Genomic DNA, 14910 nt, shown 5'->3' with positions numbered 1-14910 from the left:
TGACACCCCGCGACGGCGGGGCCGGCGACGACGACCGTCGCCACCAGCGCCACCCTCCGCCAGCCCCGTACGTCCGTCAACTGACCTTGCCCGTCTGACCCGTGACGATCAGGGCGATGTTCTCCCGGGCCAGGTTGGCCTCGTCCCAGTACGCCGAGTGGGTCTTTCCCTCGTTGTCCGGGTCGCCCGGATCACTGGTGAAGACCCGCCCGCCGAAGTCCTCCCGGGTCGGGTCGTTGCCGTGCGCGATGTCCCAGTCCGGCACCCGCCTGATGACGTCGTGTTCGGCCCGGGTGGCCCACACCTCGGAGGTCGGCACGCCCCTGAGGTCGCTCGCCGAGTTGGTGTCGACGCCGGGCGAGCCGACGAAGACCAGGGCGTCGGCGTTGATGCCGTTCCCCTGCTGGGCGGTGTGCCCGATCACCGTCGAACCGTAGCTGTGCCCGAGCACCACGTTGCGGGACGGCTCACCGTCGTGGGTGACCCGCAGCCCGTCCTGGAACCGGTCCAGGTGTGGGGCGCCGCCCTCGGCGGAGCCGTCGAACGGCGCGTTCCAGGCGATCGAGTCCGGCGCGTCGTAGCCGAGCCACATGATCGATGCGGTCTCCGCCGACGGGTCGGCCACCCGCGCGTCGGCGGCCATGTGGTCGTTCCGGTTGAGCTCGCCCCCGACTTTCGACAGCTCCACCCCGGTCCCCGGCACGTACGTCAGCACGTTGTCGGCGGCGTCCGGATTGCCCACCGACACGATCGCCCGTCCGTCGTCGGCCGTGGAGAGTCCGATCAGGTACGCCCGTGGCCGGTCCGGGTCCTCCAGCCGGTCGGTGATCCTGTCCAGGCCGCGCAGGTTGCGGTCGATCCGCTCCCGCTCCTCCCGGATCCGGTCGAGTTCCGTCAGCGCCGCACCGACCTTGTTCGACTCGCCCGGATACAGCTCCGCGCCCCGCCCCTGCTCGACCATCGACCGGATGTACGCCTCGCGGTTGTCGAGTTCGTCGCGTCGGGCGGTGAGCGCGTCCTGCTCCCGGTCCAGCACGATCCGGTTGGCCACGTCGCGGCTGGCCACCGGTACGCCGTCCAGCGCCCCGACCAGCTCGGGGTACTCGGCGGTCACGTACCGCCGCTGCGCCGGGGTCAACGAGTCCCACCAGCGCTTCACCTCGGCCGGGTCGGTCCCCTTGCCGGGCACCGTCGACCGGTCGACCTTCGACATCGGAGTGCCGGAGGCGGTCGCGGTGTTCTCCGCGATGGCCCGCGCGGCCCGCCCGTCCAGCTCCGCGGCCTGCCGCAGCAGCGCGTCCCGTTGCCAGACGAGTTGCGACATCGCGCGGGCGGTCCACTCGTTGGCGTGCGCCGGGTCCATCGTCATCGACCCGTCGGGGTTGATCGTGACGTGTGCCGCCCGCCCCTGTGTCACCAGGTCCTGTGCCCGGGTGCGCAGTTCCGAGACGTCGTTGGCGTGCTGCGCCAGCGTCTGCGCGATCGTCGACACCGGCGGGAACACGGTCTCCAGCTCCTTGCGCAGCCCGTCGCAGTGCTGCTGGGCAGCGCTCGCCGCCGGGCCGGACTCCCAGACGTCCGGGATCCGCCGTGCCGAGCTGGCGTAGTCGTCCGACCGGTCGTCGGCGCGGCGACCGAGCTGGTCCCAGCCCTGCGCCGCCCGGCGCCACACCTCCGGATCGGCGTTCAGCAGCATCTCGAAGGTGATTCCGCCGCTCATCGGGCGCGTACCCGACCCTGCCGCTGTCCCGCTCGGTCGTCCGAGGCCGTGTAGTTGTTCGCCGCGTCGATCAGCGACTGGCCGGACGCCTCGATCCGGCCGCCGAGACCGTTGAGGTACGACTCCCAGCCGTCCGCGGCCCGTTGGGTCGCCTCCGCGGTCGCCCAGCCGGCTCCGCCGGCCCCGGGCACCAGCCGGCCCTCCACCGACCTGACGTCGGATCTCAACTCGGTGCCGTGACCGACGATCTCACCGCCGAGTGAGCGCAGGCCGGGCACGTTCACCCTTACCGGTTGACTCATGTCGCCTCCCCGCAAGGCCCGCGACCGGGGTCATCCGGTCACGTTGGTCTCCCGGGGACGGAATATACCAACGTCGAACCCTTGGCGATCACCATCCGTACGGACGGTGCCGACACCACCGGACGACGTCGGGTTCGGTGCACCCCGGCCGGCGCGCAAGCCGGCGCGGGCGGCCGTCGTCCCGCCGCGGTGCGGTGCGGTGCGGACGGACGGACGGGTCGACGAGTCTGGATCGTGGATCCCGTCGTCGCAGGGCGACGACGCCCTGAGGCCCGTCCGTCAGCCCACCTCGACACCGGTCACTGACGGGTGTCCATGGAGATCTGGAGGGCGCGCCGGGCCTGCTCGCGGGCCTCGTCGGTGTTGTCGGGCTTGGGCTTGCTGGGCTTTGCCGCCATGGGATGGCTCCTTCCAGGGCACGTGGCGCGGCGTCTGCCGCACCCGCTGCGGCGGGGTCTGCTGTGGCGCCTCGGCAGCGGGTCCGGGATCGCCGGACGGTCGCCAGGCCAGGGCAGCGTGAGCCCGGGTCGGTTGACCCTGGAGGGCGGACGGTGTGCGTGGTCGTCGGGTGACCAGCTCGGGTGGAGCGCGCAACCCGACCCTAGGTATCGTTCAGTTCCACTACCCAAGTTATCGTTCAGGTCCACATCCTGTACACCATTCCCGCGATCCGGGACGCCAGTTGACCGTAACCGCAGTTCAGCGGACTCCCCTACAACGGCACCGGGCGGAGATCGGGTACGGCGCCCGTCGTACGCCGGGCTCCCGCCGGCCGCGGCGCCCCACCCGGCACCCACCGCCGGCCCGGGTCGGCCAGAATGTCCGGCAGCCACCACCGGGCCGAACCGCCCGGCCGGTCGAGGGAGGGAGGGAGGGAGGGACGACGTGTCGGAGGCGTGGGAGCGACTCGGACGGTTCGTCGGCGCGGTACGGGACAGTGCCCGGACCACCCGGGACCGGGCCCGCGAGCTGCGCGACGAGTTCCGGACGAGTGACGAGCCCGACACCCACCTGCACCTGCTGCGGATGGGGCTCCGTCCTCCCGAGGGGCGGCCGGACCGACGCCGCCCCCGGCTGCTGTGGAGCGTGGCACGCAGCCGGGCGGCCCGGATCGACTCCGAGCACGGCAGCACCCGGCTGGTGCGGTTCCCGTCCACCATCGTCTTCGACGACGGGTCGTGGATCCGGATCGTCAACCCGGCGCCCCGTGGCGACCAGGCCCGGTTCCTGGCCGCGGTCCGCGAGCTCCCCGGCCGTCGGCCGACGCTCTGACCCGGGTGCCACCCCGCCGGGGACGGACCGGGTTCGGCGCGCCCTTCGTCAGGCAGGCCCGGCGCCCCGGCAACCGTCATCACAACCGGGCGTCACGTCAGCGGGCGAAGAAATGCCAGCCCATCCACCACCAGAAGCCGATCACGGCGATCCGGCCGACCGGCACCGGGCCGACCTCGTACCGCATCACGTAGGCACAGACGTCGCCGAGGGTGGGAATCCGGGACCCTTCGCGCCGGGCCGTCCACTCCACCACGACAAGCAGCACCAGGGCGCCGACGAAGCCGGCGATCGCGAGTTGCCTCATCGGCGCACCAGCCCCCAGAACGCCGAGAGCCACGCGAAGTACGCCGCGGACCGGGCGAGCGAGTCCTCCAGCAGCGGGTCGGCGAGCTTGGAGAAGGTCGGGAAGTCGTCCCGAGAGCCGAGCATGAAGGTCGCCGCCTCGAAGACCCCGAAGATCAGGATCGGCAGCAGCCACCAGCGGGCGCCCGGTCCCAGCCGTGCCGGCACCGCCCGGCGGGGGATCCGGGGAGACAGACCCACCCAGGCCAGCGCCCCACCCAGCCCGATCGAGTAGAGGTTGGCCGCGGCCGAGAAGGAGGCGAACTGGCCTCCGATCAGCGAGAGGAAGACGAGGATCGGAACCGAGAAGACCGGTCGGTCCCAGGCCCGGGGCACATCGGCGGAGAGCTCCGGTTGCTGTTCCATGAGCCGATTGTCCCCGGGCCGGCGCCGAGCGGGAAGCGCGACGCCAGCCCCGCCACTACTGATCTTGCAGGTCAGTCCCGGTCCGCCCCGGATCGCCCGTACCCCGGGCCAACTCGGCCCGGATCGTGTCGACCACGTCCGGCACCGACCCGTACGCGGTGAACCCGGCCGCCAGCCGGTGACCGCCACCGCCGAGCGCGACCGCGACCCGGCTCACGTCCGTGGCGCCCTTGCTGCGCATCGAGACCGCCCACTCGGCCTCGGCGACCTGCTTCAGGACGAAGCTCACGTCGGCCTCGGCGGTGCAGCGCACCGAGTCGATCAGGGGTTCGAGCGTGTACGGGCGCTGCCCGTGCCGGGCCAGGTCCTCCAGCGTGGCGTACGTCCAGACCAGTCCCAGGCCGCCGACCGCCAGCGGTTCGAGCTGGGCACGCGCCAGCACGTCACCGTAGAGCCGGACGGCCCCGTACGGTCGGGTGTCGAAGATCCGCTGGGAGATCTCCCCGGGTCGCAGGCCGGTGGCGAGCAGCCGGGCGGCCATCTCGTGCACGGCCGGGGTGGTCATGTCGAAGCGGAACGAGCCGGTGTCGGTGGCGAGCGCGATGTAGAGGCACTCGGCGATCTCCCGGTCCAGCGGCGCGCCGAGCCGGTCGAGCAGCTGCTCCACCACCACCGAGGTGGCCGCGGCGAACGGGTCGACCAGGTTGGTCCGGCCGAACCGGGTGTTCGAGGCGTGGTGGTCGAGGACCAGCGACGTACCGGCCCGGTCGAGCCGGTCGACCAGGTCGCCGAGGCGGGAGACCGCCGCGATGTCGAAGCAGATCACCAGGTCCGGATCCGGGTACGCCTCGGTCGCCGGGACCAGCAGGTCCAGCCCGGGCATGCTCCGGAACGGTTCCGGCACCTCCGGTCGGCCCGGGAAGGTCGCCTGGAGTTGTCGTACGCCGAGTCGGCGCAGCCCGAGTCCGAAGCCGAGCATGCTGCCCAGCGCGTCCCCGTCCGGGTTGACGTGGCAGACCAGCAGGATCCGGCCGTCGCCGGCCAGCAGGCGGCCGACCGCGTCGACCGCCGCCGCCCACTCGGCCTCGGTCGGCTGCGGCGCCGTCGGGGTGGCTGCCACGTCAGCGAGCAGGGCGCCGCCGCTCACCGCCGGTCACCGGCACCGTCGGCGGGCGGCGGGGCGGCGGCGGTGCCCCGCTCGCCGTCCACGGTCTCGTCGCCCTCGTCCGTCTCGTCGTCCTCGTCGACCCGGTACGGCTGCGGCTCGCCCGCGTACTCCGCCTGGGCCGCCAGCCGCTGCACCTCCGCGTCCGCGTTGCGGGCCGCCGCCAGCAGGTCGTCGATGTGCTTGACCTGGTCCTGCACGTTGTCGAGGACAAACGCCAGGGTCGGCGAGTGGCGCAGCCCGAGGGCCTTGCCCACGGTGCTGCGCAGCAAACCCTTGGCGCTCTCCAGCGCGGCGGCGGTGGACGCCTGCTCGGCGGCGTCGCCGAGCACGGTGTAGTAGACCGTCGCCTCCCGCAGGTCGGGCGTGATCCGCGCGTCGGTGATGGTGATCATGCCGAGTCGGGGATCCTTGATCTGGGTACGCACCACCGAAGCCACCAGCTCCCGCACGCGCTCCGCGTGCCGGCGCACCTTGGCCGGGTCCGTCATCTCCGCACCTCCACGGCGTCCTGCTCCCGGGCCGGACCGGCGGCGCGCCAGGCGCCGCGGCCGGACCGGCCGACCTGGTGAACACTACCCGCGTGGCCGGGGGCCGCGTCGCCGCCGTCGGCATCCGCGACCCCCGCCGGCTTCGGCCCCGGGTACGACGGGTCAGTCATCTTCGCCGTGCAACCGCCGGCGCACGGAGAGCAACTCGACCTCCGGTCGTCCGGCGACCAGACGCTCGCAGGCGTCGAGCACCTCGCCGACGTGGTGTGCCTCGGAGGCGACCAGGGCGACCGCGATCCGGGCCCGGCCGTGCAGGTCGACATCACCCACCTCGGCCGCCGAGACCTCGAACCGGCGCAGGGCGGCGACAATGGGACGAACATAGGACCTCTTCGCCTTCAACGAGCGTGAGTCGCCGGGCAGGAGGACGTCAAAAACGGCGGTTCCGGTGTACACGGCGGGAACAGTACGGCATCGACCGCCCCGTGATCTCCACCTTTTCGGTGGCCCCGGGTACGCCGCGACCGGGCGTGGAAACACCGGTGGCCGGGGCCCGTACGGGTCCCGGCCACCGGTGTCGACATCGATCAGGCGCGCGGCTTCTCGCGCATCTCGAACGTCTCGATGATGTCACCGACCTGGACGTTGTTGAAGTTGCTCAACGTCAGACCGCACTCGAAGCCCTCGCGGACCTCGGTGGCGTCGTCCTTGAACCGCTTGAGCGAGCTGATCGTGACGTTGTCGGCCACGACCGCCCCGTCGCGCAGCAGCCGCGCCTTGGCGTTGCGGCGGATGACACCCGACCGGACGATACAACCGGCGATATTGCCGATCTTGGACGAGCGGAACACGTCGCGGATCTCCGCGGTGCCCAGCTCGACCTCCTCGAACTCCGGCTTGAGCAGACCCTTGAGGGCCGCGTCGATCTCCTCCAGGGCCTGGTAGATGACCGTGTAGTACCGGATCTCCACACCCTCGCGGTCGGCGATCTCCCGGACCTTGTTGGAGGCCCGGACGTTGAACCCGATGATGGTCACCGCCTCGGACGAGGCACTGGCCAGCATCACGTCGCTCTCGGTGATCGCACCGACACCCCGGTGGATGATCCGCAGCTGGACCTCCTCCGGAATGTCGAGCTTGAACAGCGCGTCCTCCAGGGCCTCCACCGAACCGGAGCCGTCGCCCTTGAGCACCAGGTTGAGCGAGGTCTTCTCGCCCTCCTTGAGCTGCTCCATGATCGTCTCGAGGCTGGGCCGCCGGTGGGAGTTGGCGAACGCCGCCGCCCTCCGTCGGGCCTGCCGCTGCTCGGCGATCTGCCGGACCGTGCGGTCGTCCTCGGCGGCCAGGAAGGTGTCACCCGCTCCCGGTACCGCGGTCAGACCGAGCACCATGACCGGACGTGCCGGACCGGCCTCGGGGACCGGCTTGCCGTTCTCGTCCAGCATGGCCCGGACCCGGCCGTGCGCCCCACCGGCGACGATCGAGTCGCCGGCCCGCAGGGTGCCCTTCTGCACCAGCACCGTGGCCACCGCGCCGCGCCCCTTGTCGAGGTGCGCCTCGATCGCCACGCCCTGGGCCGGCCCGTCGATCGGAGCGGTCAGCTCCAGCGACGCGTCGGCGGTGAGCAGGACGGCCTCGAGCAGGTCCTCGATGCCGATGCCGGGCTTGGCCGCCACGTTGACGAACATGGTGTCGCCGCCGTACTCCTCGGCGACCAGACCGTATTCGGTCAACTGCTGGCGGACCTTGTCCGGGTTGGCGTCGGGCTTGTCGACCTTGTTGACCGCCACCACGATCGGTACGTCGGCCGCCTTGGCGTGGTTGAGCGCCTCGATCGTCTGCGGCATGACGCCGTCGTCGGCGGCAACCACCAGGATGACGATGTCGGTCACCTGGGCACCACGGGCACGCATGGCGGTGAACGCCTCGTGACCCGGGGTGTCGATGAAGGTGATCGCCCGTTCCTCGCCCTCGTGCGGCACGTGCACCTGGTAGGCACCGATGTGCTGGGTGATGCCACCGGCCTCGCCCTCGACCACGTTCGCCTTGCGGATCGCGTCGAGCAGCTTGGTCTTACCGTGGTCGACGTGACCCATCACGGTCACCACCGGCGGACGGCTGACCAGCCGGTCCGAGGCGACCTCGGCGTCCAGGTCGATGTTGAACTGGGCCAGCAGCTCACGGTCCTCGTCCTCGGGGCTGACGATCTGGATGTCGAAGCCGAGGTGCTCGCCGAGAATCTGCAGGGTGTCGTCCGAGCACGACTGGGTCGCGGTGACCATCTCGCCCAGGTTGAACATCTCCTGGACCAGCGAACCGGGGTTCGCGTTGATCTTGTCTGCGACATCGGACAACGACGCACCACGCGGCAGCCGGATGACCTGGCCCTGGCCGCGCGGAGCGCCCGAGCTCATGGTCGGCGCCGACAGGTTGTCGAATTCCTGTCTGCGCTGCTTCTTGGACTTCCGACCCCGGGTCGGCCGGCCACCCGGACGCCCGAAGGCACCCGCGGCACCGCCGCCACGACCACGGCCGCCGCCACCGGGACGTCCTCCGCCACCGGCCGGTGCGCCACCGCCACCGGGACCACCCCGGAAACCACCGCCGGCACCGCCGGCGCCCCCACCGGGACCGCCACGGAAGCCGCCACCGGCACCGCCGCCGCCACCGGGACCGCCACGGAAGCCACCGCCACCGCCGCCGCCACCGGGACCGCCACGGAAGCCACCGCCACCGCCACCGGGACGACCGGCACCGCCACCGGGACCACCGGGACGGCCGGGGCCGCCACCGGGGCGACCCGGACGCTGCGTCGGCATCGACGCCGGGCTGGGCCGCGGCGGCATCGACGCCGGGCTGGGCCGCGGCGGCATGTTCGCCGGGTTGGGCCGGGGACCGCCGGAGGCGGCCGGACGCTGCCCACCCGGCGTGATGCCGAACGGGTTGTTGCCGCCGCTACGGGCCGGCGGGCGGGCACCGGGCCGGCCGGGGCCGGGGGTCGGCGCGCCGGGTGCCGTCGGACGCCCCGCGGCCGGGGAACCCGGCCGGGGCGGCATGGCGCCCGGTCCCGGCTTCGGCCGGGCCGTGCCGGTGCCACCGTCGGCCGGACGCTCCGGCCGGGCGGTGTCACCACGCTGCTGCTGTTGCTGCCGAGCCGCCTGGGCGGCCTTGACGGTCGCCTCCTGCTCGGCCTTCAGGGCGGCCGCACGCGCCTCGGCGGCGGCAACCTCGATGTCGTGCGCGCTCGCCGGCTTGGCTACCGGGGCTGCCGGCTGCGGCGGGCCCGGAACCGGACCCTTCGGCTTGGCCGCCGGCGGCACCATCCGACGCGGCGGCGCCGGCTTGGCGGAGATCCTGGGCTCGCCACCACCCGGCGTCGGGGGCGCCTTCGGCGTCGGCGGGGCCGGCGTGGCCGTGGGGGCCGCCGACTCCTGGGACGCGACGAAGGCGCCGCGCAGCCGACGGGCCACCGGGGCCTCGACGGTGCTCGACGCGGACTTGACGAACTCGCCCATCTCCTTCAACTTGGCGAGAACGGTCTTGCTTTCGACCCCGAGCTCCTTAGCCAGCTCGTGTACGCGGGCCTTGCCTGCCACTGCACTCCTCACTCCGAGGTCGTGCGGGCAGCACCCGCAGCGACCTCACTCGTGCACTTGAAGCCTGGTCATTTCTGGGACTTCATCGTGTGCTCATGTCGGTCGTCCTACCTTGCTTGCGGTCCGTTGCGTCGGTCCCGCCCGGTCGGGTGACCGGTCGGGGTGTGTCGACGCCATGGAGATGCTCGGCCAACTCACTCGCGTCGGGTACGCCAGCGATACGCAGTGCCCGCCCGAAGGCGCGACGCCGCAGTGCCAGCGTCAGGCAAGCCGGGTCAGGATGCAGATGCGCTCCCCGTCCCGGTAGCCTACGGGCCGGATCGGGTCGGAGGCTGTGATCAGCCTCATCGCCGACCGCGACGATCCGCAGCAGCTGGCCGGCAGGCGCCCGTTGCCGGCAACCCACACAGGTGCGTTCCGGCCACGCGCGTCGTACCACTGAGAAAGTCTACCCCTACCCGGCCGAGATCGCTCCGTCCGCCTCTGCCCGGTGATCAGCACCGCCCTGCCGACCGGCCGGAGCCGGACTCGGCACCGGTTCGGTGTCGGGGCGGATGTCGATGCGCCAACCGGTGAGACGGGCAGCAAGTCGGGCATTCTGCCCTTCCCGCCCGATCGCCAGGGAAAGCTGGAAATCCGGCACGGTGACCCGGGCGGTCCGGGTCGCCGCGTCGACCACCTCGACCCGCAGCGCCCTGGCCGGGGAGAGCGCGTTGCCGACAAACGCCGCCGGGTCGTCCGACCAGTCGATGATATCGATCTTCTCGCCGTGCAGTTCGCTCATCACCGCGCGGACCCGCTGCCCCATCGGACCGATGCAGGCGCCCTTGGCGTTCACCCCGGGCACCGTCGACCGAACCGCGATCTTGGTCCGGTGACCGGCCTCCCGGGCGATCGCGGCGATCTCCACCGTGCCGTCGGCGATCTCCGGCACCTCGAGCGCGAAGAGCCGCTTCACCAGGTTCGGGTGGGAACGGGACAGGGTGATCTGCGGACCCCGGAAGGTCTTCACCACGTGCACCACCACGCACCGCAGCCGCTGGCCGTGCTCGTACAGCTCGCCGGGGACCTGCTCGGCCTGTGGCAGGACCGCCTCGACCTTGCCCAGGTCGACCGAGACGATGCCCTTCTCGGCCCGCGCCTCGTGCGCCTGCACGATGCCGGTGACCAGGTCACCGTCCCGGCCGGCGTACTCGCCGAAGTGCACCTCGTCGGTGGCCTCCCGGAGCCGCTGCAGGATCACCTGCTTGGCGGTCATCGCGGCGATCCGCCCGAAGTCGTGCGGAGTGTCGTCCACCTCCCGCAGCACGGTGCCCTCGTCGTCCAGCTCCTGGGCGTAGACGGAGGCCGCCCCGGTCCGGCGGTCGATCTCGACCCGGGCATGCGCCTGGGCCCCCTCGGTGTGCCGGTACGCGGTCAGCAACGCGGTCTCGATCGCCGCGAGGATCGTGTCGAACGGGATCTCCCGCTCGCGTTCCAGGGCGCGCAACGCCGCGAGGTCGATGTTCACCGCTCCTCGCCCTCCACATCTTCGTCGTCGCCGCCGTCGACGTCTTCGGCATCGACGCCGTCGTCATAGTCATCGTCGTCGCCCTCGTCGAACAGATCGTCGTCCGCGATCTCGTCGAGTCGGTTGAATTCCACCTGGACCCGGCCCGGGCCGAGGGCGGGGTACGCCCACTCGGCCTGGCCGTCGTCGGTCCGCAGCACCACCCGGTGCTCGTCCGCCTCGACCACCCGTCCGGTCAGCTGCCGGGCCCGCCGCTCGGTCCCCTCGGTCTCCGTACCGCCCTCTCCGGCGGCACCGGACGGGTTCACCGTCACCTTGACCAGGCGTCCGACATTGCGTCGCCAGTGCCGGGGCAGGGTCAGCGGCCGGTCGACGCCGGGTGAGCTGACCTCGAGCTGGTATTCGCCGGCGACCAGGTCGCCACCGCTCTCCTCCGCCTGGTCGAGCGCCTTGGACAGTGCCCGGGAGACATCCGCCACCGCGTCCAGGTCGATCCCGCCGTCGTGGTCGACGACCACCCGGACCACGAACCGTCGTCCGGCCCGGGACACCGAGAGGTCCTCCAGGTCGTAGCCGGCGGCGGAGACCACCGGTTCGATCACGGCACGGAGCCGGAGTCGGCGGGCGGACGCGTCGTCACGGGGGCGCCCAGGGGCGCGCTGGCCCGTCCTCGGCCGGCCTGCGACACGGCCACGCTGCGTCATCTCCGCCTCCTCTCCTCACCACCGGCCACGTTCCGGTAGCCATACCAGCGTGCCACCGGACGGAAGCGTCCGGCGGCTGCGCAGAGCGTAACGCGCTGGCCCGCCCGGGGCCCGGGCGGCGCACCGACGACGGGCCTGCGCCACCAGCCCGGGCGGGGCCGAGGGGCGATCCGGGCGCCCGGCACCGACCATGACGGTGCCGACCACACCGGCGGCACCGATGGTGTTGACTGGGCCGCGTGCGGAGCACAGACACGAACCAGGACACCGGCCTGCCCGGGCGGTCCCGACGCGAGCTGCTGCGGTCGGTCGCCCTGGTGGCGCTGGTCGGCGCCACCGGCGCGCTGACCGGCTGCGGGCTCTTCGAGGGTGAGCCCGAACCCCCGCCCGCACCCGACCCGCTCGAGCCGATGATGGCCGGAGCCCTGGACCTCGCCGCCCGCTACGAGGCGGCGATCGCCGCCTTCCCCGAGCTGGCCGACCGGCTGCGCCCGGTCGCCGAGGCGCACCGGGCGCACGCCACCGAACTGGCCCGGGTGATCGGCGCCACACCGCCGCCCGCGACCGCCGCCCCCTCACCGGCCTCGATCGGCGGCGGCACCAGCGACGCCGACGTGCTGCGGGAACTGCGCAAGGCCGAGCAGGAGGGCCGCGACGCGGCGAAGAAGGCCTGCACCGAGGCGCCGGCCGACCGGGCCGCGCTGGTCGGTTCGATCGCCGCCGCCCGGGCCACCCACCTGGAGGTGGTCCGGTGACCGGACGCACCGGCCGACCGGCGGGGAGGGCCTGATGTCGGAGGAGTTGGCGGCGGCGCTCGCCGCCGAACACGCGGCGGTATACGCGTACGGGCCGATCGGGGTACGCCTCAAGGGCAAGGCGGTCGACCAGGCCCGGGACGCCGAGGCGGCGCACCGGAGTCGACGCGACAGCCTGGTCCTGCTGCTCACCGCGAAGGGCGTGGACGTGCCACCGGCCGCCGCCGCGTACGCCCTGCCGTTCCCGGTCACCGACGAGGCGAGCGCGCTCCGGTTGGCGGTCGAGGTCGAGGAGCGGACCGCGGGGGTCTGGCGGGCCGCGCTGCCGGCCACCGAGGGACCGGAGCGGACCCGGGTCCTGGACGGGCTGACCGACGCGGCGGTCCGGGCCACCCGGTGGCGGCGGCGGGCCGGGATCACCCCGGCCACCGTGCCGTTCCCGGGGCGGGCCACCTGACCCGGTCCGGATGACGCGGGCGGTACGCCGAGGTCCACGGCCGGCCCCTCGGCCCGGTACCGGCTACCGAACGTGAGCCGGCACACTATGACGATGCCCGCCCTGGAAAGACCGGTGCCCGGGTTCGGCCGTCTCATCCGCCGGATCGGGCACAGCCGCTGGTTCGCGGCCTGCACCCCGCTGGTGGTCCCGGCCGACCGGCTCGTCGCCCGGCTGACCCGGGGGCGGGTGATCGCCCTCGGCATGGTGCCGTCGCTGCTGCTCACCACCACGGGACGGCGGTCCGGACAGCCACGCAGCACCCCCCTGCTCGCGGTACCCGACGGAGACGCGTACGTGGTCGTCGGCTCGAACTGGGGCCGCACCACGCACCCGGCGTGGACGGTGAACCTGCTCGCCGACCCGGCCGCGACGGTGACCGTGCGGGGCCGGGAGATCCCGGTCCACGGCCGGCTGGCCGAGGGCGCGGAACGGGACCGGCTGTGGCGGCTGCTGGTCGGCGAGTGGCCGGCGTACCAGACGTACGTGCACCGGGCCGGCGGACGTGACCTGCGGGTGTTCCGACTCGAACCGCGGCGGCCGACGGCGTCGGACTGACGGACTCCCGGTCCGGCAGCCGGTCCGGGCGGCTCAGACGGTGCCGACGCCGATCAGCCGTCCGACCAGGTACGTCGCCGCGGTGGCCGCGCCGCCGAGCAGCAACTGCCGTCCGCCGCTGATCCACCACCTCCGGTTGGTGAACCGGGCGACGACCGCACCGGCGACGAACAGGCCGAAGCCGCCCACGCCGAGCGCCAGCCACAGGCTGTCGAAGCCGAGCAGGTAGGTGATCAGCGGGATCACCGCGCCGACGGAGAAGCAGACGAAGGACGAGAACGCGGCGGTCCACGGGCTGGGCCGGTCGTCGGCGTCGACGCCGAGTTCCTCCCGTACGTGCACCCGCAACGCCTCCTCCGGGTTGCGGCGCAGCGCCTCCGCCACCTGCTCGGCGAGGTCACGGGGCAACCCACGGTCCACCCACACGTCGGCCAGTTCGCGGGCCTCCCCCGCGGGGTTCCGCTCCAGTTCCCGACGTTCCTTGTCGACCTCGGCCGCGACCTGCTCGTTCTGCGACCGGACGCTGGTGTACTCGCCGAGGCCCATCGAGATCGCGCCGGCGACCAGGCCGGCGAAGCCGGTCAGCACGATGTTGCGGGGCGCCACCCCACCGCCACCCACCCCGGCGATCAGCGCGATGTTGGTGACGAGTCCGTCCATGGCGCCGAAGACGGCGGGGCGCAGCCAGCCGCCGGAGACGTCGGCGTGGTGGTGTTCGCTGACCGGGGTCGTGGCGTCGGTCACGGCAGCGTGAGGATCTCGTGCCCGTCCTCGGTCACCACGATGGTGTGCTCGAACTGGGCGGTCCAGCGCCGGTCCTTCGTCACCACGGTCCAGCCGTCGGCCCAGACGTCGTACTCGTGGGTGCCGAGGGTGATCATCGGCTCGATGGTGAAGGTCATCCCCGGTTCCATCACGTCGGTCGGGCGGGGGCTGTCGTAGTGCGGGATGTAGAGGCCGCTGTGGAAGGTCTCCCCGATGCCGTGCCCGGTGAAGTCGCGGACCACCCCGTAGCCGAACCGCTTGGCGTACGACTCGATGACCCGGCCGATCACGTTGATCTGGCGTCCCGGGGCGACCGCCCGGATGCCGCGCATCATCGCCTCGTGGGTCCGCTCCACCAGCAGTCGGGCCTCGTCGGAGACCTCGCCGACGCAGAACGTGGCGTCGGTGTCCCCGTGCACCCCGTCGAGGTACGCGGTGACGTCGACGTTGATGATGTCGCCGTCCATCAGCACCGTGGAGTCGGGGATGCCGTGGCAGATCACCTCGTTGAGGCTGGTGCAGCAGGACTTGGGGAAGCCCTTGTAGCCGAGCGTGGACGGGTAGGCGCCGTGGTCGACCAGGAACTCGTGCACCACCTTGTCGATCTCGTCGGTGGTGACACCCGGCTTGCAGTACTCCCCGGCGAGCTGGGTGGCCTGGGCGGCGAGCCGGCCGGCGACCCGCATCTTCTCGATCGTCTCGGCGGACTGCACGTGTGAGCCGCGGTGCTCCTTCGGCCGCTTCTTGCCGACGTACTCGGGGCGGACGATGTGCGGCGGCACCTGGCGCCACGGAGACTGGGTGCCGGGGGTCAGCGGCGCGCGGACGGTCATGACCTCCAGCCTATCGCCGCTGACCGGCCCGG

16 protein-coding genes and 1 pseudogene are annotated in these 14910 nt (G+C 72.6%); 4 read left to right on the top strand and 13 right to left on the bottom strand.

The features are described from left to right. Positions 1-76: 76 nt before the first annotated feature. On the bottom strand, positions 77-1720 hold the full coding sequence (locus ABGB21_RS15670) for an alpha/beta hydrolase (protein WP_347652186.1): 1644 nt from the start codon (positions 1718-1720) through the stop codon (positions 77-79). Then, positions 1717-2022 (bottom strand): hypothetical protein, encoded by a 306-nt coding sequence (locus ABGB21_RS15665; protein WP_347652187.1) that lies wholly within the window; start codon positions 2020-2022, stop codon positions 1717-1719. The genes ABGB21_RS15670 and ABGB21_RS15665 overlap by 4 nt, the downstream gene beginning before the upstream one ends. A gap of 885 nt (positions 2023-2907) precedes the next feature. Here ABGB21_RS15665 and ABGB21_RS15660 point away from each other — a divergent pair. Next, a complete protein-coding gene (locus tag ABGB21_RS15660; RefSeq protein WP_347652188.1) occupies positions 2908-3294 on the top strand; it encodes a hypothetical protein in 387 nt (128 codons plus the stop codon). 97 nt (positions 3295-3391) lie between these two features. Here the strand turns inward: ABGB21_RS15660 and ABGB21_RS15655 are convergent, their stop codons facing one another. The 9 genes and pseudogenes from ABGB21_RS15655 to rimP form a co-directional block, all read right to left on the bottom strand. Then, the gene (locus ABGB21_RS15655; protein WP_347652189.1) at positions 3392-3601 is read right to left on the bottom strand and encodes a DUF6186 family protein; all 210 of its coding nucleotides are present in this window, start codon (positions 3599-3601) and stop codon (positions 3392-3394) included. Then, entirely contained in the window at positions 3598-4005 is a 408-nt protein-coding gene (locus tag ABGB21_RS15650; protein WP_347652190.1) for a hypothetical protein, read from the bottom strand. Before ABGB21_RS15650 ends, ABGB21_RS15655 begins: the two co-directional genes overlap by 4 nt. Before the next feature lie 55 nt (positions 4006-4060). Next, positions 4061-5125 (bottom strand): bifunctional oligoribonuclease/PAP phosphatase NrnA, encoded by a 1065-nt coding sequence (locus ABGB21_RS15645; protein WP_347652250.1) that lies wholly within the window; start codon positions 5123-5125, stop codon positions 4061-4063. A 23-nt stretch (positions 5126-5148) separates the two neighbouring features. Beyond that, positions 5149-5661 carry a 30S ribosome-binding factor RbfA gene (rbfA, locus tag ABGB21_RS15640; protein ID WP_347652191.1) on the bottom strand — a complete coding sequence of 171 codons (513 nt, stop codon included), beginning with the start codon at positions 5659-5661 and terminating at the stop codon, positions 5149-5151. Between the two features lie 162 nt (positions 5662-5823). Then, positions 5824-6117: a DUF503 domain-containing protein gene (locus ABGB21_RS15635; RefSeq protein WP_347678315.1), complete on the bottom strand. Its 294-nt coding sequence runs from the start codon at positions 6115-6117 to the stop codon at positions 5824-5826. 131 nt (positions 6118-6248) lie between these two features. After that, entirely contained in the window at positions 6249-9257 is a 3009-nt protein-coding gene (gene infB, locus ABGB21_RS15630; protein WP_347678313.1) for a translation initiation factor IF-2, read from the bottom strand. Between the two features lie 93 nt (positions 9258-9350). Further along, positions 9351-9696, bottom strand: a pseudogene (locus tag ABGB21_RS15625) (YlxR family protein). Positions 9697-9711: 15 nt separating this feature from the next. Further along, a complete protein-coding gene (gene nusA, locus ABGB21_RS15620) occupies positions 9712-10767 on the bottom strand; it encodes a transcription termination factor NusA (RefSeq protein ID WP_347652194.1) in 1056 nt (351 codons plus the stop codon). After that, positions 10764-11471: a ribosome maturation factor RimP gene (gene rimP, locus ABGB21_RS15615; protein ID WP_347652195.1), complete on the bottom strand. Its 708-nt coding sequence runs from the start codon at positions 11469-11471 to the stop codon at positions 10764-10766. The genes nusA and rimP overlap by 4 nt, the downstream gene beginning before the upstream one ends. Positions 11472-11710: 239 nt before the next feature. Between rimP and ABGB21_RS15610 the strand changes: the two genes are divergently transcribed. The 3 genes from ABGB21_RS15610 (at position 11711) to ABGB21_RS15600 (ending at position 13280) form a co-directional block, all read left to right on the top strand. Further along, positions 11711-12226 carry a hypothetical protein gene (locus tag ABGB21_RS15610; RefSeq protein WP_347652196.1) on the top strand — a complete coding sequence of 172 codons (516 nt, stop codon included), beginning with the start codon at positions 11711-11713 and terminating at the stop codon, positions 12224-12226. Between the two features lie 34 nt (positions 12227-12260). Continuing rightward, positions 12261-12683 carry a ferritin-like domain-containing protein gene (locus ABGB21_RS15605; RefSeq protein ID WP_347652197.1) on the top strand — a complete coding sequence of 141 codons (423 nt, stop codon included), beginning with the start codon at positions 12261-12263 and terminating at the stop codon, positions 12681-12683. A gap of 114 nt (positions 12684-12797) precedes the next feature. Next, positions 12798-13280: a nitroreductase/quinone reductase family protein gene (locus tag ABGB21_RS15600; protein WP_347652251.1), complete on the top strand. Its 483-nt coding sequence runs from the start codon at positions 12798-12800 to the stop codon at positions 13278-13280. A gap of 33 nt (positions 13281-13313) precedes the next feature. On the opposite strand, the gene ABGB21_RS15595 is transcribed toward ABGB21_RS15600, so the two are convergent. Next, the gene (locus ABGB21_RS15595) at positions 13314-14024 is read right to left on the bottom strand and encodes a VIT1/CCC1 transporter family protein (RefSeq protein ID WP_347652198.1); all 711 of its coding nucleotides are present in this window, start codon (positions 14022-14024) and stop codon (positions 13314-13316) included. Continuing rightward, the gene (map, locus tag ABGB21_RS15590) at positions 14021-14878 is read right to left on the bottom strand and encodes a type I methionyl aminopeptidase (RefSeq protein ID WP_347652199.1); all 858 of its coding nucleotides are present in this window, start codon (positions 14876-14878) and stop codon (positions 14021-14023) included. The genes ABGB21_RS15595 and map overlap by 4 nt, the downstream gene beginning before the upstream one ends. Positions 14879-14910: the final 32 nt, after the last annotated feature.

The sequence above is a fragment of the Plantactinospora sp. B24E8 genome, from assembly GCF_039871735.1.
GTDB lineage: Bacteria > Actinomycetota > Actinomycetes > Mycobacteriales > Micromonosporaceae > Plantactinospora.
The sequence above is the reverse complement of the archived record's forward strand: the minus strand, read 5'-3'. Positions and strand labels throughout refer to the sequence as shown.